Raw genomic sequence first — 22788 nt, forward strand, 5'->3', positions numbered from 1 at the left:
CGTGATCCGGGAGACCGGCGGCCGAAGGGGCCGCGCGTGAACGGGATTCGGCTGGCGTTCTCGTGGCTGACCGTGTTCCCGGTGCGGGGGCCGGAGACCGTCGAGCGCGCCGATGCGGCGCGGGCGATCGCCATGGCGCCGGTGGTGGGTGCCGTGCTCGGGGTCGGGGCCGCCGGGCTGACGCGGGTATTCGCCGCGGCGGGAACGGGTTTCGCGCTGGCCGGGTTGCTGACGGTGGCGGCGCTGGCGCTCGTCACGCGCGGCATGCACGTGGACGGGCTGGCCGACACCATGGACGGGCTCGGAAGTTACGGGCCGCCGGAACGGGCCCGCGAGATCATGAAAAGCGGTGGGGTGGGGCCGTTCGGCGTGGTCGCGCTGATCGTCGCGATCGGCGTGCAGGCACTGGCGTTCGCGACCCTGGCCGCCGACGATCGGTGGTGGGCAATCGCTCTGGCGGTGGCGGTGGGCCGGGTGGCCGTGATCCCGGCCTGCCGCCACGGGTATGTCGCCGCACCGGGCGCGGGCTTCGGCGCCTTGGTGGCGGGCACCCAATCGCTGCCGACGGCGACGGTATGGACCGCGATCGCCTGCGTCACAGCCGTATTCGCCGTCCCCGACCACTGGTGGCTGGGCCCGCTGGCCGTGGCCGCCGCCCTGGCCGCCACCGTATTCCTGGTCCGCCACTGCGTCCGCCGCTTCGACGGGCTCAGTGGCGACGTCCTCGGCGCCGTTGTCGAGACCGCCGTTTCCATTGCTGCGGTGGGACTCTCGCTCACCTTCTGATCTCACCTGTCGGCCCGCGGTCGCGTCAGCGTGAACGAATCCACCACCTTCAGCTCGCTGGTCGGGCCTACGAGGGCGTAGTAGGTGGCCTTGATGGTGGTGTGGCCGCCGGGGTGGCCGGGGTCGACGTCGAAGGAGCAGAAGCCGTAGGGGTGTTCGGCGTCGGCGAAGGCGGACCAGGGGGCCTGTTCCCGGACGTAGACGGGAGTCTTCTTGCCGGTGCCCGGGTCGACGTCGCCGACGCCGGTGATGACGCGGCACTGCTTGCCGGGGAAGAACAGGGTGTTGGACGGCAGCGAGGTGCCGCCGCCGCCGATCACCAGGTGCACGGTGCCCCTGCTGGTGTCGATGACATCGGTGCGGGTGTCGACGGGATTCGGGGTCAGGGTGTCGGTGCCGAGGGCGCCGCGCACGGGATGCGAACGCTCGTAATGATGTTCGTGCCCGCACAGCACCAGGTCGACCTGATACCTGTCGAACAGCGGCAACCACTCCTGGCGGATGGCCAGGTCCGCGCCGTTGAACTTGTCCGCCGACGAGATGGCGGTCTGGTGCATGAACACCACCACCCAGTCGATGCCGCGGTCGGCGCGCGCCTTCGCCAATTCCGCCTCCAGCCAACGCTTCTGGGCGCCGCCGGAGTATCCGCGCACGTACGAGTTGCCCGCGTCCTGGTAGCAGATGTCGTCGTTGGCCAGCGCGATGACCCGCATGCCGCCGACCGTGAACGAGTACCACAGGCCCCGCGACAAGTCCTCGCCGCCGGAATCGGGCACGGTGAAATACGTTTGGAACGCCTGGTATCCGATCGGCCCGTTGCCGAGCTCGTTCTCGTGATTGCCCGGCGCGGGCATCCACGGCCGGTAGCGGGCCGAGCGAGAGTTGTTGGCCCACCAGTCGTTCCAGGTGCGGATGCGGTCCTTGGACAGGTTGGCGTAGCACAGGTCGCCGTTGACGAGATTGAACAGCGGGGCCACCCGCTCGACTCCGGCGGTGACGTCACCGGCGAACGGGGAGCCGAGATTGTCGTTGACCCACTTGCCGTTGTCGAGCTTGCCGAGCGTCGGGGTGCCCTGATCGCCGAAGCTGGTGAACCGGAACGCCGCCCGGCCCGCCGGGGCGGTGCGCAGCGTGCCGAGTTCCGGGGGAGCGCCGTCGTGTCCCGCCGAGTACACGTAGTCGGTGTCCGGGGTGAGTCCGGTGAGGCGGGCGTGGTGCACCTGAATCTCGATGCCCGACTTGGCATCCTGGTACGTGCGCGTCTCCGCCTGCACGGTGCTGCCGAAGCCGTTGCCCGCGGTGCCGAAGCGGACCATGGGCTTACTCACCGATCCGACGGTGTGCCAGGACACCACCGCCTCCCGCGCCGCGTCCGCGCCGAATTGCAGGTGCAGACCCGAAACCCGCGGCCCGGCACTGTGATCGGCCCCCACGACCAGTTCCGCCGAGCGCGGCCAGACCTCGCTGCCGCCACTCGACGACCGCAGCGCCGTAGCCCCGCCCGCCCCCACCGCAAGCCCGGCGACCGCGGCCCCGGCCGACGCCCCGAACAACCACCGGCGACTCACACCCCGCTGCGCGGTATCGGCCTGGTCGGCGCCCGTTACCGGGTCGCTGGAGGAATCCTCACGCTCGCTCATGCCCTCTAGCTAACCTGTCCGGAGTGCCCGAATTCCCACGACACGGCCAACGAGAGGTGAACGGGGACCCGGCCGCACGGCCCTGGGGGCCGTGCGGCGGGGAATCGGGAGGCCCGGCGGGGAATCGCGGGGAATCGGGAGGCCCGGGCGGTGAGGGTATGGCTCACTTCGATGAAGATACGGCCCCGCCGACCGGCCTGGGGCCGGTCGGCGGGGAGACGGGGTCGGGCAGTCCGGCCCGGTAGGGGTGCCCCTGTCGGTCTCGGTGATCCCTCAAGTCGAGCTTGGGGACGGCACTTTCCGTCGACCCCGGCGTCGGTGATCTATCCGTCGATCCCGCCGTATGGTCCTTCGGCGGTCCTGGCGTGGTCCTTCGTTGATCCCGGGTGGTCCTTCGTCGACTCCGGCATTTTCCTTCGTCGGTCCCGGCGTGCTTTTGGCCGGGAGCTACAGGCGTACCGGGTAGGTCGGGGTTTGGATGTCGGGCTTGATGCGGTCTTCTACGAAGATGCCGTGCCAGATCATGAAGATCAGGAGGGTCCAGAGGCGGCGGCTGTGGTCGGTGGGGCCTTGGCGGTGGGATTCCAGCATGGCCTTGATGGCGGATTTGTCGAGGAGGTGGTCGGTTTGGGATTCGGCGATCTGTTGGGCGGCCCAGTCGTAGAGTTCGGGGCCGCGCAGCCAGTGGCGGAGGGGGACGGGGAAGCCGAGTTTGGGGCGGTGCAGGACGTGCGGGGGGACGATGGTCTCCAGCGCCTTGCGCAGGGCGTATTTGGTGGTTTCCTTGGTGAGCTTCTGCTCGTAGGGGAGCTGCTCGGCGATGCGGAAGACCTCGGGGTCCAGGAACGGGACCCGCAGTTCGAGCGAGTTGGCCATGGTCATCTTGTCGGCCTTGACCAGGATGTCGCCGCGCAGCCAGGTGAACAGGTCCAGGTGCTGCATGCGCGCCACCGGATCCCAGCCGCGGGAGCGGGCGTAGATGGGGGCGGTCACGTCCCGGTGGGTCCACTCCGGCCGGAAGTCGCGCAGCACCGCACGCAGCTGGGCGTCGTTGAAACTGCGGGCGTTGCCGTAGTAGCGCTCCTCCAGCGTCAGCGAGCCGCGATGCAGCAGGCTCTTGCCGCGCGTGCCCTCCGGAATCCGGTCGGACAGCGCCCCGGCCAGCCTGCGCACCCCGCGCGGCAGATACTCGAACGGCCGCAGCGACAACGGCTCCCGATAGATGGTGTACCCGCCGAACAGCTCGTCGGCGCCCTCGCCGGACAGCACCACCTTGACGTGCTTGCGCGCCTCCTTCGCCACGAAGTACAGCGGCACCAGCGCCGGATCGGCCACGGGATCGTCGAGGTACCAGACGATTTCGGGAATGGCCGCCGCGTACTCCGCCGGGCTCACCATGCGCACGAAGTGCTTGGCGCCGATGGCCGCGGCGGTCTCGGCGGCCACGTCGGCCTCCGAGTAGCCCTCCCGCTCGAAGGCGGAGGTGAAGGTCAGAAGGTTCGGGTTGTGCCGGATGGCCAGCGCCGCCGTGGCGGTCGAGTCGATGCCGCCGGACAGGAACGCGCCGACCGTCACGTCCGCGCGCATGTGCTTGGCGACCGAATCCTCGAGCACCTCGGCGATCTCGCGGTAGCGGCGCTCCTCGCCGCCCACCGCGAACGGCCGGACCCGGAAGGTCGGCTCGAAATACCGTGTCACCGCGGGCTTCTCGCCCGGCGTCAGGGTCGCGTAGCAGCCGGACTCCAGCCGCCGGACATCCCGGTGCAGCGACTCCGGCTCCGGAACGTACTGCAGCACCGTGTAGTGCTCCAGCGCCCGCACATCCAGCGCGTCCGACAGGCCCAGCGCCGGAAGCAGTTCCAGCAGGCTCTTCTTCTCGCTGGCGTACGCCGTGCCGTTGGGGCCGGTGGCCAGGAACATGGGCTTGATGCCGAACGGGTCGCGCCCCAGCACCAGCTGCCGAGTCTCGGTGTCCCAGATGGCGAATGCGAACATGCCGCGCAGCCTCGAGAACGCCGCGGTGCCCCAGTGGTGATAGGCCGCGACGATCGACTCGCCGTCGCCCTCGGTGTGGAACCGCGCACCGTGCTCGGCGGCCAGCTGCTCGCGCAGCTCCAGGTAGTTGTAGATCTCGCCGTTGAACGCCAGCGCGTACCGCTGCGGGTTGTCAGCCGGTCCCCAGCGCAGCGGCTGGTGCGAGTGGTCGATATCGATGATCGACAGGCGGTTGAAGCCGAGAATGATGTGCTCGTCGTGCCAGGTGCCGCGCTCGTCCGGGCCGCGGTGGCGCCCGCACTGCAGTGCGTCGTAGACCTGCTGCACGACGTCGTCGGTCGCCACATCAGCTGTCAGAAATCCGAGCAGGCCACACACTGCGTCGAGAACCTCGTTTCCGGAGTCGGGGGTGCGGGCGGGGACGAGCGAAACCCGGTCTCCGAGTATGCCGCACCGGGCGCGATCGTGCCGTATCCACCGGCCGCCGCCGGACCCGTCCGCACCGGTTTCCGGTTCCCGGTGTGTCGAATGCGACCCGGCCACAACGCGGTACCCGGTTTGGTCTACGCTGCGTAGTACTCGGGAACTCCCGGGGCGGATCGTGCGTTGCCACCAGTCCGCCCGCGAGCGACCCGAACGTGCTGAAAAAGTGCCGCCCGGCGCACCGGGCGGCGCCGAGTCGGATAGACGACCAGGAAGGCGTTGAGCGTGGCGCACAAGGCGAGCGAAGCGATAGGGGCACGACCCGCCCGGGGGCGGGGCCGCATCCTTCGGCGGGCCGGGCTGGCGGTGTCCATGGGGATCACCGTGCTGCTCGTCTCGGGCTGCTCGATCGACAATCCCGTGCTGCGGTTCGGCTGGCCGACGGGTGTCACCCCGCAGGCTACCCGGATGCGCGAGCTGTGGACGTGGTCGGTCGTCGCCGCTCTGGCGATGGGTGTGCTGGTCTGGGGTCTGACCTTCTGGGCGGTGGCCGCCTACCGCAAGAAGCCGAACTCCCCGGAGTTCCCGCGGCAGACCGGGTACAACGTGCCCCTGGAGCTGACCTACACGGCCATCCCGTTCGTGATCATCGCGGTGCTGTTCTACTTCACCGTGATCGTGCAGAACTACGTGCACGAGAAGGTCTCCAACCCGGACGTGGTCGTGGACGTGACCGCGTTCCAGTGGAACTGGAAGTTCGGCTACCAGAAGGTGGTGGGCGCGAACGGCCAGCTCTACGACGGTGTCGACCAGACCCGCCAGGGCCTCGACCAGCAGATCATCGACGAGTACAAGGAGCGCCGCGCCAACGGCCACGCGCAGCCGGGTCCGGTGCACGGCAAGCCCGCCAACGACATCAGCTACCTGCACTACGACAAGGTCGAGACGGTCGGCTCCAGCTCGGAGATCCCGGTGCTGGTGCTCCCGACCAACAAGGTCATCGAGTTCCAGCTCGCGTCCGCGGACGTCATCCACTCCTTCTGGGTGCCGGAGTTCCTGTTCAAGCGCGACGTGATGCCGAACCCGAAGGAGAACCACTCCGACAACGTCTTCCAGATCACCAAGATCGAGCGGGAGGGTGCGTTCGTCGGCCGCTGCGCGGAGATGTGCGGTACCTTCCACTCGATGATGAACTTCGAGGTCCGCGCGGTCTCGCCGGAGAAGTTCGATCGGTATCTGGCCGCCCGCGAAACCGGTAAGACCAACGCCGAGGCGCTGGCCAGCATCGGCGAGTCGCCGGTGGCGGTGGTGACCCACCCGTTCGACACACAGCGCACGGCGCGCGGCGCCACCGTGGCCGAGAGCAAGTGAGGACTGAACTGACATGAAGGTCGAAGCACGCATCTTCGAGCTGCTCACGGTGTTCTTCATCATCGTGGCCGTCGTCTACGCCTTCTTCACCGGCCAGTCGCGCACCGGCGTCGAGTGGGCCGGTACCACCGCGATCGTGCTGACCGCGGGCCTGACGCTGATCGTCGGCACCTACTTCCGCTTCGTGGCGCGTCGTCTCGATCTGCGCCCCGAGGACTACGAGGACGCCGAGATCGTGGACGGCGCCGGCGATCTGGGCTTCTTCTCGCCCGGTAGCTTCTGGCCCATCCTCATCGCCGCCGCCGCGTCGGTGACCGCGATCGGGTTCGCGTTCTTCCAGCTGTGGCTGATCGGCATCGGCGTGATCTGCGTTCTGATCGCCGTCGGCGGCCTGGTGTTCGAGTACCACCTCGGCCCCGAGAAGCACTGATCTTCCTCCTGATCGACGCAATGGCCCCGGTCTTTCGACCGGGGCCGTTGCGTATTCGACCGGGGCCGTTGCGTATCGACCGGGGCTGTTGCGTACCGGGGCTACGGTGGTCAGATTCTGAAGGCGTGTGCGATGTGTGGGGCGGAGCGCGGCGCCGCGTCCGTCAGGCCGCGCGGCGTGCGGGCCGCGCACGGTTCGACCCGGGCGGGCCGGGTGTGCAGGGCGGTCTCGATCCAGCGGGCGGCGGTGACGGGGAACGGCTCGGCGTCGGTGGGCTCGATGTGGGCCCCGGGGTAGTGGACGGCGGTGACGTGGATGCCGTGCGGGGACAGTTCGGCGTCGGCGCACAGGCCGAAGGTGGTCCAGGCCGCCTGCGCGCTGGCGTAGGAGGCGAAGTTCGGGGCGGGACCGGCGCTCGGATGCCACGGTCCGACGTTCACCACGTGCCCGGACCCGGCGGACAGCATGGCGGGCAGCAGCCCCAGCGTGAGCCGCAGCGGGCCGAAGTAGTGCACCGCCATCATGGCCTGATAGTCGCGAAACCGGTCCAGCGACTGGGCGATCGGGCCGCGCTGCGGGCGGCAGGCATTGTTGATCAGCACGTCGACGCTGCCGACATCGCCCAGCACCCAGGCGATCACGGCATCGATATCGGCCAGCGAGGCGATCTCGCAGCGCATGCACGACGCCCGTCCGCCCGCGCGCACCAGGGTGTCGGCGAGCGCGGCCAGCCCGTCCGGGCAGCGGTCGACCAGCAGCAGCTCCGCGCCGCGGCGCGCCAGCAGTGCCGCGGTGGCGCGGCCGACCTCGGAGCAGGCGTCGGTCACCAGCACCCGCCTCCCGGTCGATGACTCGGTGCCGCGCGGGCGCCGGAGATCGGCGAAACGGGCCGGGGCGGAACGGAATTCGATCATGCAATTAGTCGTCGGTGTGGTAGCGGATCGCTCGCTCCGAGCGACAGACGTCGTCGACGCCGGAGGCGAGCTCGCGCAACAACTCCGGCGTGCCGGACTTACCGGTGTAGGTGCCGGTGGGGCGCAGCCGGCAGGTGAAACTGATGAAACCGTGGTCCTCCCCGGCGGATTCGTGCAGATACGGCGACCGCACGCCGTAGGTCAGCGCGGAGATGACGGTGAAACAGCCGTTGCGCTCGCGGTTGTCGGCGAACAGGTCGTGCAGCCGGTGGAACACCGAGGTGTAGGTCGACAGCGGCGCGAACACGGCGACGCGCAGGGCGGGACCGCGCTCGGAGGAGGTGATCACGGTGTCGGCCAGATACTCCGCGTCGCGCAGGGTCAGCACCTTCGGCGCGAACAGCAGCGCACCGGCGGCGGCGTTGCGCACCGGCATCCCGGCCGGGCCGCGGGCGGCGGAGGCGATGGCGCCCAGCGACTTTCGCGCCCGGGCGCCGAGCTCGCGGCGGGCCCGCAGCGACGGGGTGGCGGTGGTGGGGTGCAGGCTCGACCACTGCCCGAAGCGGACGGTGCCCAGCTGCACGTGCCCGGTGCCGACCGGCCGCGACACCCGCAGCGGCGCGGTGTCGACCCACCGGCCGACCTGCAGCATGGCATCGCCGGGCCGGTCGATCTCGGCCCGCGAATGCTCGACGAAGGTGTCGAAGTCGAGGAAGCGGTGCGCGTCGGAGGTGAGCCAGGTGTGGTCCTTGTCGACCTCCACGGCCTGCAGGGTGAGCGCGGTGATGATGCCGGTGCGGCCCGCGCCGCCGAGCACGCGGCGGAAGCGATCGGCGTGATGGTTGCGCCCGCAGGTGCCGAATCGTCCCTCGGGATCGACGTATTCGAGCGCCAGCACGTTGTCGCTGAACATGCCGTACCGGTGCGAGGCGGCGCTGAGCCCGCCCACGGCCGCGAAGCCGCCCGCGGTGATCTCGCGGTGGTCGCCGACGATCGGCAGCCCCAGCCCGTGCGCGGCCAGCGTCCGATCGATATCGGACAGCCGCGCGCCCGCCTGCACCCGCACCAGGCGCGCGTCGGCGTCGACGGCCTGCACCCGGTTCATCCGCCGCAGCGACAGCACGATGCGGCGATCCGGCGGGGAGAGCTCGTCGTCGGTGTGTTCCACGCTGTGCTCGCCACCCCGGACGGTCAGCGGTTGCGGCCGTGAATCGCGAACTGTACGAACGACATCCGCGGTGTCGCGCGGTAGATATTCCTCCGGGAGGGCAGCCAGCGACGTGCTCATGGCCCCACAGCTAACCACAGTCCCGCCCGCGCGTCTGCCCCCAGCGCCCCGCCCCGCCCCCACCCCAGGTAGCGCCCTTGCCGACCCGCGCTCGGGTGGCGCAAATCAGACATCGACCGGCGGGTTTGCTTTTTCGAACGAAACGGTCGGGCGTGGCGGATTGTCGACAGTACTTGGCAAGTTATCGGAAGCCGCCCACCCGGTTCCGTCCTTACCGTGGTCATCGGATGAATCGGCGGGAGGATGTGACCGTGACGACGGTGGTGGCGGGGGAATCGGTGTGGAAACGCATGCGGCAGTGGGCCGTTGCGCACGCGGTGGACGACTTCTATCAGGGGCTGGTGCCCGCGAGCATTCCGTTCTTCGTGTTGGAGCGGCATTACAGCTATGTGGCGGCGTCGGGGCTGGCGCTGGCGGCGAATCTGGGGAGCTCGCTGCCGCAGCCGGTGCTGGGGGTGCTGGTGGATCGGCGGCGGCTGCTGTGGATGTCGCCGGTCGGGGTGAGCGCGGCGGGGATCGGGGCGGGGCTGGCGGGGTTGGCGCCGCCGTACTGGATGGTGTGGACGCTGCTGCTGATGTCCGGAATCGGTATCGCCGCTTTCCATCCGGCGGCGGGACGGGACGCGCGGCAGGCCGCGGGTGACAGCGCGGCGGCGATGAGCCTGTTCGCGGCCGGGGGCAGCGCGGGCTACTTTCTCGCGCCCGCGCTGGCGACCCCGGTGCTGGCGGCGTGGGGTGTGGGGGCCACGGCGCTGTTCATTCCGCCCGCGGTGCTGATGGGCGTGATGCTGTGGCGGCATCAGCGGCGCGCGGCGGCGCAGGCCGTGGGCGGGCGGGCGCGTGCCGGGCGGGATCGGTGGCGGCCGTTCGCGGTGCTGACGGCGCTGGCGGTGGTGCGGTCGGTCGTGTTCGCGGGCCTGGGCACCTTCCTGGCGCTGTACTGGATCAGGCAGCTGGGCGCGTCCCGGATCCTGGGCGGGACGGCGCTGACGGCCCTGCTGGTCGGCGGGGTGCTCGGCACGCTGTGCGGCGGGCGCATCGCGGACCGGTTCGGCATGCTGTGGACCGTCCGGATCGGCTGTGCCGCAGTCGTTCCCGCCCTGATCGCGGTGCGGCTGGTGCCGGATCCGGTGTCGGGGCTGGCCCTGGTGGCGCTGGTCGGGGTGGCGTTGAACCTGCCGTTCGCGGTGCTGGTGAAGCTGGGGCAGGACTATCTGCCGACCCGGCCCGGCACGGCCGCCGGGGTCACCATGGGGCTGGCGGTGAGCGCGGGCGGGCTGTTCGTCCCGATGTTCGGGGTGCTGGCCGACGCGCGCGGCACCGGGGCGGTGCTGACCGCGCTGTGCGCGGTGCCGGTGGCCGCGGTGCTGCTCGGCTGGCTGCTGCCCGACCCCGCCGCGCGAAAAACCCGGGCCGGGTGAGCGATTCGCACTTGTTTTCGGCCCCGGGCGGCGGTAGGTAGAAATACATGAGCACGGTACTCGTGACCGGGGGCACGGGGGCCCTCGGACGGCGCATTGTGGAGCGGCTGCGGGTGCGGGGGCACGATGTGCGGGTGCTGTCGCGGCGGGAGGGCGCGGGCACCCATGTGGGCGACCTGGCCACCGGGGAGGGGGTGCGCCCGGCCGCCGCCGGGGCCGAGTTCATCGTGCACGCCGCCTCCGACTTCCGGCGGGTCGGGAAGCCGGACTTCGCGCAGACGCGGAATCTGCTGGCCGTGGCCGGGGGCGCGCGGCACCTGCTGTACGTCTCGATCGTCGGCATCGACCGGATCCCGTTCCGCTACTACCGCCGCAAGCTGGAGTGCGAGCGACTGATCACGGGAAGCGCTGTCCCGCATACGATTCTGCGCGCCACCCAGTTCCACGACCTGATCGCGACCCTGCTGCGCGCCGCCGAGCACGTGCCCTTCGCCCCGCTGCCGCTGGACTTCCGCTTCCAGCCCGTAGCCGCCGAGGACGTCGCCGTCCGCATCGCCGACCTCCTGGACGCCGAACCCTGCGGCCGCGCCCCGGATTTCGGCGGCCCCGAGGTCCACACCCTCGCCGACCTGGCCGACATCTGGCGCGCCCACCGAGGCGGCCTGCACCACCCCCTCCGCCTCCCCCTCCCCGGCCGGGTGGCCGCCGCGTACCGGGCGGGGTACAACACCTGCCCCGACAACGGCGACGGGATTCAAACGTGGGCACAGTATTTGGCTACGCATCCGGAGACGGGCTACCGGCTGCGGCGATAACGGGTGGTGCTCTGGGGCCCCGGCGTAATGGGGGGTCGTCGTAACGCGCAGGCGCCGTAACGCCCGCCCGCTCTCATGATTCCGGCGTGCTTTTGGCCGGAATCCAGGGTGAGATCCCGGCCAAAAGCATGCCGGGATCAGGAGGTGTAGGTGTGTGCCGGGATCGGGGGGTGTGGGTGTGTGCCGGGATCGGGGGGTGTGGGTGTGTGCCGGGATCAGGGGATGCGGGCAGGCCTGGATCGTGAGCGTTAGCGTTGGCCCGGGCGCGGCGGCGGGGTTTCGTTTGTCGATCCCGGCGTGCTTTTGGCCGGGATCTCTTGTCGGAGGGTGGATTCCGGGCCCTGCATGACGGAAGGGCGCGGAAGGTTTTCGGCTGTGGGGTCAGTCGGTGGGGGTGAGTTGGGTGGAGAGGGTGTCGGCGGCGGATTTGGTGGCGGCGCCGAGGGTGGCGAGGGTGGGGGCGGAGAGGTGGGTGTCGGGGCAGAGGACCAGGGCGGCGGGGACGGTGGGGCCCAGGTGGATGGGGGCGGCGATGGTTACTACCGCGTTGTGGTCGCCTAGTTCGTGGGGGAGGTAGTCGATGGTGATGAGGTCGGCGATCATGGCGCCGAGGCGGTGGCGGAGGGGGTCGGTGACGGGGGAATTGCGCAGGGCGGCAAGGGCTTCGAGCATGGGGGTGGCGTCGTCGGCCAGGCGCTCGACCGAGTAGCCGCGGTGGCGGACCGCGTCGAGCACCGTCACCAGGCGGTCGCGGTGGGCGGGGTCGGCGCGGTCGAGCCAGGCGCGCTGCTCGGAATCCGGTGCCCAGGCGATGAATTCGCGGGCGACGGGCGGGGCCAGGGGGAGGCGGCGGCCCTGGCGGATCCACGGCACCGAGGGGGTGCCGACCACCTCCGTGATCGCGATGGCGTCGCCGTCGCGTTCGGCCAGGAAGACCGGAAAGCCGTGCCGCCGTGCGAGTTCGCGCAGCGTGCCCAGGGCGAGCCGGGGCAGCGGGAAGGCCGCCTCGGCGCGCCGGGCCACGGTGAGCAGCCGCAGGCCGAGCCCGTAGGCGCCGTCGTCGTCGCGCACGGTCCAGCCGTCGGCGGTGAGCTGGGTGAGGACGGCGTGGGCGGTGGCGCGGGACAGGCCGGTGTGCCGGACGATCCGCGCCAGCGACAGCTGCTCGGTCGGGCGGCGGGACAGCAGCTCGATTACTTGGACCACGCGGTGGGTCGGCGGGGAGGCGAGCGCACTGGGGTCTTGACCGGCGTCCGGGGCGCGGCTTATCGTCGGTGTCACAATATCGAACTATAGCGTCGAATATTCGACACTGCAAGGTCCCGGCCAAAAGCGCGCCGGGACCGACAAGGTGAAAACGCGCTGGGACCGGGAAGCGGGTAGGTGAGTGATGCCGACGGGATATGAGCTCTCGCATCTGGCGGCCCTGGAGGCCGAATCGGTGCATATCTTTCGGGAGGTCGCGGCGACCTTCGAGCGGCCGGTGCTGCTGTTCTCCGGTGGTAAGGATTCGGCGGTCATGCTGGAGTTGGCGCGCAAGGCGTTCTGGCCCGCGCCGCTGCCGTTCCCGCTGCTGCACATCGACACCGGGCACAACTTCGACGAGGTGATCGCCTTCCGCGATCGCACCGCCGACCGGCTCGGCGCGCGCCTGCTGGTGGCGCGGGTGCAGGACGATATCGACGCCGGGCGGGTGGTGGAGCGGCCGGGGCAGACCCGTAATCGCCTGCAGACCACCACATTGCTGCGCGCTATCGCCGAGCATCGGTTCGACGCGGTGTTCGGCGGGGCCCGCCGCGACGAGGAGAAGGCGCGGGCCAAGGAGCGGGTGTTCAGCTTCCGCGACGAGTTCGGCGCCTGGGAGCCGCGTGCGCAGCGCCCGGAGATCTGGAACCTCTACAACGGCAGACACCGTGCGGGCGAGCACATTCGGGTGTTCCCGCTGTCGAACTGGACCGAGCTCGACATCTGGGAGTACATCGACCGCGAGGCCGTGGACCTGCCGCCGCTGTACTACGCGCACCGCCGCCGGGTGCTGCGCCGCGACGGAATGCTGCTGGCCGCCAACCGGTTTCTGCCCACCCGCCCGGGCGAGGAGGTCTTCGAGACCACGGTGCGGTTCCGGACCGTGGGCGATGCCACCTGTACCGGCTGCGTCGAGAGCGCGGCCGTCGACCCGGCGGCGGTGATCGCCGAGACCGCGGTCACCCGGGTGACCGAGCGCGGCGCGACCCGCGCCGACGACCGAATCTCCGACTCCGGCATGGAGGATCGCAAGCGAGAGGGCTACTTCTGATGAGCCGCAACCTGTTACGGCTGGCGACCGCGGGCAGCGTCGACGACGGGAAGTCGACCCTGATCGGGCGGCTGCTGTACGACTCGAAGAATCTGTTCGCCGATCAGCTGGCCGCCATCGAGCAGGTCAGCGCCCGCCGCGGCGACGGCGCCACGGATCTGGCGCTGGTCACCGACGGGCTGCGCGCCGAGCGCGAGCAGGGCATCACCATCGACGTCGCCTACCGCTATTTCGCCACGCCGCGAAGGAAATTCGTGATCGCCGACACCCCCGGGCACGTGCAGTACACCCGGAACATGGTGACCGGCGCGTCCACCGCGGATCTGGCGCTGATCCTGATCGATGCCCGCCGGGGCGTGGTCGAGCAGACCCGGCGGCACGCGTTCCTGGCCGCGCTGCTGGGGGTGCCGCACCTGGTGGTGTGCGTGAACAAGATGGATCTGGTCGGCTGGTCGGAGCAGCGTTTCGACGAGATCCGCTCGGATTTCGCGGATTTCGCGGCCAAGCTGACCGTCGGGGACCTGAGTTTCGTGCCGGTGTCGGCGCTGCTCGGCGACTCCGTGGTGGAGCCGTCGCCGCGGCTGCCGTGGTATCCGGGTCCGCCGCTGCTGCGGCACCTGGAGGACGTGCACATCGCCTCCGACCGCAATCTCATCGACGCCCGGCTCCCGGTGCAGTATGTGATTCGCCCGCAGGGTGTTTCGAGCTCGGAGCCCGATCGCGGCTATGCGGGCACCGTCGCGGGCGGCATCTTCAAGCCGGGCGACGAGGTGGTGGTGCTGCCGTCCGGGCGGACCAGCCGGGTGCGGCGCATCTGGGGTCCGGGCGGCGCCAAGGTCGACGAGGCGTTCACCGGCATGGCGGTGTCGCTGACCCTCGACGACGAGATCGACGTGGGCCGCGGCGATCTGGTGGCCTGGCCCGGTAATCGCCCGCATCTCGACCGCGAGGTGGACGCCATGGTGTGCTGGTTCGCCGACGACACCGTGCTGCGGCCCGGCGGCGACTACCTGATCCGCACCGCCGCCCAGTCCGCCCGGGTGCGGGTGACGGGCCTGGAGTACCGCCTCGACGTCAATACCCTGCATCGGATGGTGACGGCGGAAAGCTTGGCGCTCAACGACATCGGTCGCGTCTCGGTGCGCGCGCAGGGCCCGCTGATGTTCGACGCGTATCGGGACAACCGCCGCACCGGGAGCTTCATCCTCATCGACGAGACGACGAATCAGACCGTGGCGGCGGGGATGATCCTCGCCCGCGACCGGGGTTCGCGCCCGGTGGCCCGCGCGAGCAGCAATGTGGTCTGGCACGGGTCGGCCGTGGAGCGCTCCGAACGGCCGCACGCGGGCGCGACGGTCTGGCTCACGGGCCTGTCCGGCTCCGGAAAGTCCACGATCGCCACGGAATTGGAGCGGCTGCTGGTCGTCTCCGGTCGCCCGGCCTATCTGCTGGACGGGGACAATCTGCGCCACGGCCTCACCGCCGACCTCGGTTTCGGCGACGACGACCGGCGCGAGAACATTCGCCGCGTCGCCGAGGTGGCCGCGTTGTTCGCCGATGCCGGTGTGCTGGCGATCGTCTCGCTGATCAGCCCGTTCGCCGCCCAGCGCGACCGGGCCCGGACCGCGCACGCCGACCGCGGGCTGCCGTTTCACGAGGTGTTCGTCGACACCCCGCTGGCGGTGTGCGAGAACCGGGATCCCAAGGGCCTCTACGCGCGTGCCCGCGCCGGGCTGCTGCCGCAGTTCACCGGCATCGACTCCCCGTACGAGCGGCCCGGGCATCCGGACCTGATCGTCACCCCCGAGCACGGCACGCCCGCCGAGATCGCGGCGCACATCCGCCGCGCGCTCGGGCTGTAACCCGCACATACGAAGAGGTATTCGATGGATTCGCTCACCGAACCGTTCCTGGCCGCCGTGGCCGAGGCCGAAAAGCTGATCGCCACCGCCGATTTCGTGCGCGACGAGCGCGACCTGGCCGAGGGGTACGACTATCTGTCGGGCAGTATTCAGGCCGTGCTGCAGCTTTCGCGCGCGCACGGCACCGTACATCCGTACTTCATCACCTCCACCGGCCCGTATACCAAGATGGGCCTGGACAATCCGGACACGCTCTACTATCACGCGAATGTCGAACCGGGCGCGGAGTACCTGATCACCGGCACCCGCGGCAGCACCGTGGACCTGAGTTTCCAGGTGCTGAAGGGCGATTACACCGCCACCGACGTCCCGAACGGCGACGACGCCTTCGACGATCGCCGCCTGCGGATCGCCGCGGACGGCAGCTACACCCTGAGATTCGGTCCGCCCGAACGGAATTCGGGGGAGAACTACTTCGTGCTCGGCGAGGGCGCGTCCATGCTGGCCGTGCGGGAGGTATACGGCGACTGGGCCACCGAGCGCAAGGGCTCGATCCGCATCGAGCGTGTCGACACCATCGGAACCGCGCCCGCCGCACCGGATCTGGAGCAGCTGCGCAAGCGCTACCGGGCCGCCGGGCGAATGCTGGTGCAGCGCATCCACACCTGGTTCACCTTCCCGAAGCGGTTCTACCTGGACCTGCCGGTGAACACGCTCACCGAACCGCGGCTCACCCCGGGTGGGTTGAGCACCCAGTATTCCTCGGTCGGCCACTTCGACCTCGGCGACGATCAGGCGCTGCTGATCACGGTCCCGAAATCCGATGCGCCGTACCAGGGTTTCCAGCTCGGCAGCCGCTGGTACATCTCGCTGGACTACGTGAACCATCAGACCAGCCTCAACAGCGCGCAGGCGCAGGTGGATCCGGACGGGATGATCCGGATGGTGGTGTCGGCGCGCGACCCCGGCATCGCCAACTGGATCGAGACCACCGGCTGCCGCCACGGCATTCTCCAGTTCCGCTGGCAGCGCACCGATCGGCCGATGACCGCCGCCGACGGTCCGACCGCCACCGTGCTGCCGCTGGACGCCGTGGCCGGGCGGCTGCCGTATTACGACGCCAATCGGATCGACGAAAAGGGTTGGCGGGCGCGGATCGCCGACCGGCAGCGCGCCTTCGCGGAAAGGATGGTGTCATGAGCGGTCTGCTCGCCGACAAGGTGGTCGTGGTCAGCGGCGTCGGGCCCGGCCTGGGGCGCTCGATCGCCCTGCAGTCGGCCGCCGCCGGTGCCCGCGTGGTGCTCGCCGCCCGCACCGAGTCCCGGCTGCGCGAGGTGGCCGCCGAGATCGAGGCGAACGGCGGTGCGGCACTGAGCGTTACGGCCGATATCACCGACGATGCCGCGGTGGCGAATCTGCTCGATCGCACCGTCGACCGCTTCGGCCGGGTCGACGCGCTGGTGAACAATGCCTTCGCGGTGCCGTCGATGAAACCGTTGGAGCGCACCGGTTTCGAGCAGATCACCGACAGCCTGGACCTGACCGTGCTGGGCAACCTCCGGATGACCAAGGCGTTCGCCAACGCACTGGCCGAGACCGCCGGTGCGGTGGTGATGATCAACTCTGCCTCCATCCGGCACTCCGAACCGCGTTACGGCAGTTACAAACTCGCCAAGGCGGCGCTGCTGGCCATGTCGCAGACGCTGGCCACCGAGCTCGGCAGGCGCGGCATCCGGGTGAACAGCGTGGTGCCGGGCTACATCTGGAGCGACCAGCTGAAGTGGTACTTCGGCGAGGTCGCGAAGAAGTACGGCACTACCGTGGAGCAGGTCTACGCGCAAACCGCGGCCCGCTCCGACCTCGACCGCCTGCCCGAGCCCGACGAGATCGCCCGCGCCGTGGTGTTTCTGGCCTCGGACTGGTCCAGCGCCATCACCGGCCAGACCCTCGATGTCAACTGCGGCGAATACCACATCTGACACCCCGCCCATGTTCCCGGCATGCTGCCGCCCATGTTCCCGGCGTGCTTTTGGCCGGGACCTCGCGAGATTCCGGCCAAAAGCACGCCGGAATCATGAACCGACACAAGGAGTGTGATGACCACACGCACCGACGTAGGCACCGTGGACGACTTGCACGCCTCCGCCACCAAAGCCTGCGGGCTCACCGATTTCGGGCCCGACGACTATCTCGAGGCCCTCCAGGTGCTGCTGGAGTCCTATCGGCGCGACGCCGACCTCACCGAGCTCGGCAGCAAGATGCACCGCTACTTCCTGCGCGGCGCGCTCGTCGCCCGCGCGCTGAGCGAGGCATCCTGGAAGGCGCACCCCGCCTATGCCGAAACACCGGTCACCCGGCCGATTTTCGTGACCGGCCTGCCGCGCACCGGCACCACCGCCCTGCACCGGCTGCTGGCCGCCGATCCCCGGCACCAGGCGCTGGAGATGTGGCTCACCGAGTATCCGCAGCCCCGCCCGCCCCGCGAAACCTGGTCGGAGAACCCGATTTTCCAGCGGATCGAGGCGGGGTTCACGCAGCATCACGTCGAAAACCCGGAGTTCATGGGATTGCACTACATGAGCGCCGCCGAGGTCGAGGAATGCTGGCAGCTGTTGCGGCAGACCGTGAAATCGGTCTCCTACGAATGCCTGGCCTATCTGCCGACCTACTCGCGGTGGCTGCGTACCCGGGACTGGACCGACGCCTACGCCCGCCACCGCCGCAACCTGCAACTGATCGGGCTCGGCGACGACCGCCGCTGGATCCTCAAGAATCCCAGCCATCTGTTCGCGCTGGACGCGCTGCTGGCGGTCTACCCCGACGCCCTGATCATCCAGACCCACCGCGACCCCGCCACCGTGCTGGCGTCGGTGTGCAGCCTCTCCGATCACGCCGCCCGCGGCTGGTCGCACACCTTCACCGGCTCCCGCATCGGCGAAACGCAACTGGAGCTGTGGTCTCGCGGTCTCCGCGAGTTCACCGCCGCCCGCGCCCGCCACGACCCCGGCCACTTCCTCGACATCGACTTCGACGACCTCCGCGCCGATCCCCTCGGCACCATCGAAACCATCTACCGCGCTTTCGATCTCGAACTCACCCCCGCCGCCCGCGCGGCCATGACCGCACTCGACACCGAAAGCCGCACCGGCCACCGCAAACCCACGCACCGCTACTCCCTCGCCGACTACGGCCTCACCGAGGACCGGGTGCGGGCGCAGTTTCGGGGGTGAGCAGGTCCGAGCCGGTAGCCTCATCGAAGGACGAGCGGCGAAGGGAGCGCGGTATGACCGAGTTTGCCGATCTGGCGGCGTTGCAGAAGGCGGTGGGGGAGGAGATCGGGGTCAGTGGGTGGCTGACCGTGGATCAGGAACGGATCGATCGGTTCGCCGAGGCCACCGGGGATCACCAGTGGATCCATGTGGATCGCGAGCGGGCGGCGCAGGGGCCGTTCGGGGGGACGATCGCGCACGGGTTCTTGACCCTGTCGCTGCTGGTTCCGCTCGCGGACGAGGCCACCTCGGTGGGCGGGATTCGGATGGGAATCAACTACGGGCTCAACAAGGTTCGGTTCATCACGCCGGTGCCCGCGGGCGGGCGGATCCGGGCGCGGGTCAGGCTCGACTCCGTCGCGGAGATCCCGGACGGGGTGCAGGCCGTTCGCACGGTCACCATCGAATTGGAGGGGGCCGCGAAACCGGCCTGCGTCGCCGAGTCCATCGTCCGGTATCTGCGGAGTTAGTTCGGTCCGAAGGGGAGGGCCGACGGTGGGGCCTGATCGGGGGTCAGGGTGGCCAGGACTTTGATCCCGGCGGCGATGAAATCGCCCTCGGCGCGGTTCATGTGATCGGTGGAGGTGACCAGGACCGCGTTGCCCGCCCCGATCGTGTTCATCATCTGCGCGGAGAATTCGGCGTTCTGGACCGTGGAGCAGGCGCGGTCCTCGATGTGCACGCGACGGGGTGCGATGCCGTGGCCGACAAGCCACTCCGCCATGGCGCGGGCCTCCGTCACGCCGTTCTCGGGGTTGCCGCCGGTGACGATGATGGGGGCCGCGGGCGACAGCAGGGCCTGCACGTAGCCCGCCGACAGGCGGTTGATCAGCTCCGGCCGCATACCGCCGTCGGGCTGCAAGCCGTACCCCAGCACCACGATCGCGGTATCGGGGCCGAGGCCCGCGATCAACGGCAGGCCGGGGAGCTGGAACGAGGTCGGATCGGCGATCGGCGGCAGCCGGTCGAGGAATGCGCGCACCGGATCCGGTGGCGGCGGATCGGCATGTGCCGCAACGGGTCCGGTGAACACGGCCGTGGCGGCAGCGGCGACCAGCACGGTGCGGAGGAGACGACGGGTGGCGGTGGTGGGGCGAGCAGGGCGGAACATCGGAACCTCCCAGGCGGGCCGCGCCGGTAGACCCCGGCGCAACGGGCACTAGCGTCACCACAATGATCGCCCGGCGGGCGAGCCCGGTCCGCGATTTCCGTCGAAAGGGGCTGGTAGTACGGGGAATTCACCGGAGTGTCGCGCGGATGTCGGGTGTCGTGTGTGAGGTAAGGGTGGGGCCGCCGGGTCAGTCCTCGGCGAGCCTGTTGCTGACCGTCGCCCAGCGCTCCAAAAGTTTCGTGGCCGCGCCGCTGTCGACCGCGTGGGCGGCGCGCTGCAGGGATGCGGCCAGTAGGTCGTGGATGTCTTTTTCGGCGGTGGCGGGGGTGAGGTCGTAAGCGGTGAGGGCGGCGGCGGAGTTGAGGAGGACCGCGTCGCGCACGGGGCCGGGCTTGCCGCCGAACATCTCTCGGGCGATGGTGGCGTTGACCTCGGCGTCGCCGCCGCGCAGGGCCTCCGGGGACACCCGCGCGATGCCGAGGCGGGTGGGATCGATGGTGGTCTCGGTGCGGCGGCCGCCGGTCACCACCCAGGCGGCGGTGGTATCGGCGGTGGTGATCTCGTCCAGGCCGTCGTTGCCGCGCACCACCAGGGCATCGGCGCCGCGCTCGGCGAACGCCCCGGCGATCACCGGCACCAGATCGGGGAAGGCGCAGCCGATCAGCCCGGCCCGCGGCTGCGCCGGATTGGTCAGCGGGCCCAGCACATTGAACACCGTCGGAATGCCGATGTCCTTGCGCGCCGGACCGGCGAAACGCAGCGCCGGATGAAACAGCGGCGCGAAACAGAAGCCGATGCCGACCTCGCGCACGCACCGCGCCACCGCCTCGGGCCCCAGCGCGATGCGCACCCCCAGCGCCTCCAGCACATCCGCGCCGCCGCTCTTGGACGACAGCGCGCGGTTGCCGTGCTTGACCACCGGAACCCCGGCGGCCGACACCACGATCGAGGACATCGTGGAGATATTGACGGTGCCGGAGCGATCGCCGCCGGTGCCGACGATGTCGATCGCGCCGGTGTCCAGCCGCACCCGGCGGGCGTGGGCCAGCATGCCCGCGGCCAGACCGGTCAGCTCCAGCGCGGTGGGGCCCTTCATCTTCATCGCCACGCCGAACGCGGCGATCTGGGCCTGACTGGCATTGTCGGAGAAGATCTCATCGATGGCCCACGCCGCCTCCTCCGCGGTCAGATCGACCCCGTCGGTCAGGGCCCCGAGAATCTCGGGCCAGCTGCGCGCGCTCATCACCGTCTCCTGTCGCGATTTCCGCACATGACGTGCTCGGCTGCCAGCCTAGTGTGGCCGCGCAATCGGATTGCCGACCGTGTCCGCACTTTCCGTCGCACCCGGCGCGACACCCGCGAGAAAAAATTTTCGCCGCATCCGGAACTCGGCGCCACGCGCATCCGACAGACAAGGGGACCGCCGCCGACCACTGCCCGCCCGAAACCGCCCGTGACGAGGGCCGAAACGCTCTCGAACAGGAGGTTCCCGAGACACGCCGGGGGCGCGGCGAGACGCGCTCTCGCCGTGCGGATTCCGACACGGACCATCAAGATTCGCACCCGGCTACGCCTGTCGTACTACGACGAGTCATACTTACCGGCGTGACGACCGCAGTAGGAGCCCAAGGATCGGCCATTACCCAGCGTGTGCATTCGCTGAACCGGCCCAACATGGTCAGTGTCGGAACCATCATCTGGCTGTCGAGCGAGCTGATGTTCTTCGCCGGCCTGTTCGCCATGTACTTCGTCGCGCGTGCCCAGGCCCACGGCAACTGGCCGCCGGAACCGACCGAGCTCGACATGAAGCTCGCCGTGCCGGTCACGGCCGTGCTGATCGCCTCCTCCTTCACCTGCCAGATGGGCGTGTTCGCCGCGGAGAAGGGTGACGTCTTCGGCCTGCGGCGCTGGTACGTGATCACCTTCCTGATGGGCCTGTTCTTCGTCATCGGCCAGGGCACGGAGTACCACGGGCTGTACTCGGAGGGCACCTCGATCTCGAGCAGCATCTACGGCTCGGTGTTCTTCATCACCACCGGCTTCCACGGTCTGCACGTCATCGGTGGTCTCATCGCGTTCATCTTCCTGCTGGTCCGCACCAAGGTCAGCAAGTTCACCCCGGCGCAGGCCACGGCGGCGATCGTCGTCTCCTACTACTGGCACTTCGTCGACATCGTGTGGATCGGGCTGTTCGCCACGATCTACTTCGTCCGGTAGGACGCCCAGCTCGAGGGCACCCCAAGCTTCAGCATCAGTCGGTTCCGTCTACTCCAAAGGGACACAGATGAGTTCATCTCCCCCGTCAGCGCCAGATCCCAGCATCGCCGGGGTCGGCGAGGCCACCAAGACCCGCAAGCAGCGCCGGATGCGCCGGAAGCTGGCTGGCGGTCTGGTTCTCCTGATGGGCCTCGTCGGAGCCGGCTTCGCGGCGTCGGCACTGACTCCGAATGCACAGGTCGCCACCGCCAACGAGGATCAGTCCGCGCTCCTCCGCGAGGGCAAGCAGCTCTACGACACGTCCTGCATCACCTGCCACGGCGCCAACCTGCAGGGTGTGCAGGACCGGGGTCCGAGCCTGATCGGCGTCGGCGAGGCCGCCGTCTACTTCCAGGTCTCCTCCGGTCGGATGCCCGCCGCCGCCAACGGCTCCCAGATCCAGCGCAAGCCGCCGAAGTTCGACGAGCGCCAGACCGACGCGCTGGGCGCGTACGTCGCCGCCAACGGCGGTGGCCCGACCGTGATCAAGGACCCCGACGGCAAGGTGGCCCAGGAGTCGCTCATCAAGGGCGCCGACCTCGGCCGCGGCGGTGAGCTGTTCCGCATGAACTGCGCGTCCTGCCACAACTTCACCGGCAAGGGTGGCGCGCTGTCGTCCGGCAAGTTCGCGCCGCCGCTGGAACCGGCCAGCGAGGCGCAGATCTACGCCGCGATGCTGACCGGCCCGCAGAACATGCCGAAGTTCTCCGACCGGCAGCTGACGCCGGAGGAGAAGCGCGACATCGTCGCCTACGTCAAGAACCGGACCGAGTCCAAGCCCGAGGGCGGCTACGGCCTCGGCGGCTTCGGCCCCGCCACCGAGGGCCTGGCCATCTGGGTCGTCGGCATCGTCGTCCTGGTCGGTTCCGCCATGTGGATCGGATCGAGGTCATGAGCAGCGAACAGGAGCG

Annotated in this window: 20 protein-coding genes; 13 read left to right on the plus strand and 7 right to left on the minus strand. The window is 69.8% G+C overall.

From position 1 onward, the window contains the following. Positions 1–36 precede the first annotated feature (36 nt). Positions 37–786 carry an adenosylcobinamide-GDP ribazoletransferase gene (locus HPY32_RS07980; RefSeq protein WP_067591872.1) on the plus strand — a complete coding sequence of 250 codons (750 nt, stop codon included), beginning with the start codon at positions 37–39 and terminating at the stop codon, positions 784–786. 2 nt (positions 787–788) lie between these two features. Here HPY32_RS07980 and HPY32_RS07985 read toward each other — a convergent pair whose 3' ends face one another. Both HPY32_RS07985 and asnB read right to left on the minus strand, forming a co-directional pair. Continuing rightward, the gene (locus tag HPY32_RS07985; protein WP_067591869.1) at positions 789–2426 is read right to left on the minus strand and encodes a purple acid phosphatase family protein; all 1638 of its coding nucleotides are present in this window, start codon (positions 2424–2426) and stop codon (positions 789–791) included. A gap of 447 nt (positions 2427–2873) precedes the next feature. Then, complete coding sequence (gene asnB / locus HPY32_RS07990; RefSeq protein WP_067596108.1) at positions 2874–4799, minus strand: asparagine synthase (glutamine-hydrolyzing); 1926 nt, start codon at positions 4797–4799, stop codon at positions 2874–2876. A 417-nt stretch (positions 4800–5216) separates the two neighbouring features. Between asnB and ctaC the strand changes: the two genes are divergently transcribed. Together ctaC and HPY32_RS08000 are read left to right on the plus strand one after the other, a co-directional pair. Continuing rightward, positions 5217–6215, plus strand: coding sequence for an aa3-type cytochrome oxidase subunit II (ctaC, locus tag HPY32_RS07995; protein ID WP_067591866.1), 999 nt, complete (start codon positions 5217–5219; stop codon positions 6213–6215). Between the two features lie 13 nt (positions 6216–6228). Then, entirely contained in the window at positions 6229–6645 is a 417-nt protein-coding gene (locus tag HPY32_RS08000; protein WP_067591863.1) for a cytochrome c oxidase subunit 4, read from the plus strand. A 110-nt stretch (positions 6646–6755) separates the two neighbouring features. Here the strand turns inward: HPY32_RS08000 and HPY32_RS08005 are convergent, their stop codons facing one another. After that, positions 6756–7559, minus strand: a complete 804-nt coding sequence (locus HPY32_RS08005; RefSeq protein ID WP_067591860.1) for an SDR family NAD(P)-dependent oxidoreductase — start codon at positions 7557–7559, stop codon at positions 6756–6758. 4 nt (positions 7560–7563) lie between these two features. Continuing rightward, positions 7564–8847 (minus strand): FAD-binding oxidoreductase, encoded by a 1284-nt coding sequence (locus tag HPY32_RS08010; protein ID WP_067591858.1) that lies wholly within the window; start codon positions 8845–8847, stop codon positions 7564–7566. Between the two features lie 227 nt (positions 8848–9074). On the opposite strand from HPY32_RS08010, the gene HPY32_RS08015 reads away from it, so the two are divergent. Together HPY32_RS08015 and HPY32_RS08020 are read left to right on the plus strand one after the other, a co-directional pair. Further along, positions 9075–10268, plus strand: a complete 1194-nt coding sequence (locus tag HPY32_RS08015; RefSeq protein ID WP_228806164.1) for an MFS transporter — start codon at positions 9075–9077, stop codon at positions 10266–10268. A gap of 47 nt (positions 10269–10315) precedes the next feature. Next, a complete protein-coding gene (locus tag HPY32_RS08020) occupies positions 10316–11083 on the plus strand; it encodes an SDR family oxidoreductase (protein WP_067591852.1) in 768 nt (255 codons plus the stop codon). A 381-nt stretch (positions 11084–11464) separates the two neighbouring features. On the opposite strand, the gene HPY32_RS08025 is transcribed toward HPY32_RS08020, so the two are convergent. After that, positions 11465–12364 carry an IclR family transcriptional regulator gene (locus tag HPY32_RS08025; protein ID WP_309247508.1) on the minus strand — a complete coding sequence of 300 codons (900 nt, stop codon included), beginning with the start codon at positions 12362–12364 and terminating at the stop codon, positions 11465–11467. Between the two features lie 109 nt (positions 12365–12473). Here HPY32_RS08025 and cysD point away from each other — a divergent pair, with 109 nt between their 5' ends. The 6 genes from cysD (at position 12474) to HPY32_RS08055 (ending at position 18980) form a co-directional block, all read left to right on the plus strand. Continuing rightward, positions 12474–13379, plus strand: coding sequence for a sulfate adenylyltransferase subunit CysD (cysD, locus tag HPY32_RS08030; RefSeq protein WP_067591849.1), 906 nt, complete (start codon positions 12474–12476; stop codon positions 13377–13379). Continuing rightward, complete coding sequence (cysC, locus tag HPY32_RS08035; RefSeq protein ID WP_067591846.1) at positions 13379–15241, plus strand: adenylyl-sulfate kinase; 1863 nt, start codon at positions 13379–13381, stop codon at positions 15239–15241. The genes cysD and cysC overlap by 1 nt, the downstream gene beginning before the upstream one ends. A gap of 24 nt (positions 15242–15265) precedes the next feature. Further along, positions 15266–16441 (plus strand): hypothetical protein, encoded by a 1176-nt coding sequence (locus HPY32_RS08040; RefSeq protein WP_067591843.1) that lies wholly within the window; start codon positions 15266–15268, stop codon positions 16439–16441. Then, complete coding sequence (locus HPY32_RS08045; RefSeq protein ID WP_067591841.1) at positions 16438–17220, plus strand: SDR family oxidoreductase; 783 nt, start codon at positions 16438–16440, stop codon at positions 17218–17220. Before HPY32_RS08040 ends, HPY32_RS08045 begins: the two co-directional genes overlap by 4 nt. Before the next feature lie 117 nt (positions 17221–17337). Continuing rightward, entirely contained in the window at positions 17338–18471 is a 1134-nt protein-coding gene (locus HPY32_RS08050) for a sulfotransferase family protein (RefSeq protein ID WP_067591838.1), read from the plus strand. A 53-nt stretch (positions 18472–18524) separates the two neighbouring features. After that, positions 18525–18980, plus strand: a complete 456-nt coding sequence (locus HPY32_RS08055; RefSeq protein ID WP_067591835.1) for a MaoC family dehydratase — start codon at positions 18525–18527, stop codon at positions 18978–18980. Here HPY32_RS08055 and HPY32_RS08060 read toward each other — a convergent pair. Both HPY32_RS08060 and trpD read right to left on the minus strand, forming a co-directional pair. After that, positions 18977–19621 carry a YdcF family protein gene (locus HPY32_RS08060; RefSeq protein WP_067591831.1) on the minus strand — a complete coding sequence of 215 codons (645 nt, stop codon included), beginning with the start codon at positions 19619–19621 and terminating at the stop codon, positions 18977–18979. The two genes, HPY32_RS08055 and HPY32_RS08060, sit on opposite strands and share 4 nt — an antisense overlap. A gap of 187 nt (positions 19622–19808) precedes the next feature. After that, on the minus strand, positions 19809–20864 hold the full coding sequence (gene trpD, locus HPY32_RS08065; protein ID WP_067591828.1) for an anthranilate phosphoribosyltransferase: 1056 nt from the start codon (positions 20862–20864) through the stop codon (positions 19809–19811). Between the two features lie 362 nt (positions 20865–21226). Between trpD and ctaE the strand changes: the two genes are divergently transcribed. After that, positions 21227–21838, plus strand: a complete 612-nt coding sequence (gene ctaE / locus HPY32_RS08070; protein ID WP_067591825.1) for an aa3-type cytochrome oxidase subunit III — start codon at positions 21227–21229, stop codon at positions 21836–21838. A 67-nt stretch (positions 21839–21905) separates the two neighbouring features. Then, positions 21906–22772 carry a cytochrome bc1 complex diheme cytochrome c subunit gene (qcrC, locus tag HPY32_RS08075; RefSeq protein WP_067591822.1) on the plus strand — a complete coding sequence of 289 codons (867 nt, stop codon included), beginning with the start codon at positions 21906–21908 and terminating at the stop codon, positions 22770–22772. The last annotated feature ends 16 nt before the right edge of the window (positions 22773–22788 follow it).

It is taken from the genome of Nocardia terpenica (assembly GCF_013186535.1).
Taxonomy (GTDB): Bacteria; Actinomycetota; Actinomycetes; order Mycobacteriales; family Mycobacteriaceae; genus Nocardia; species Nocardia terpenica.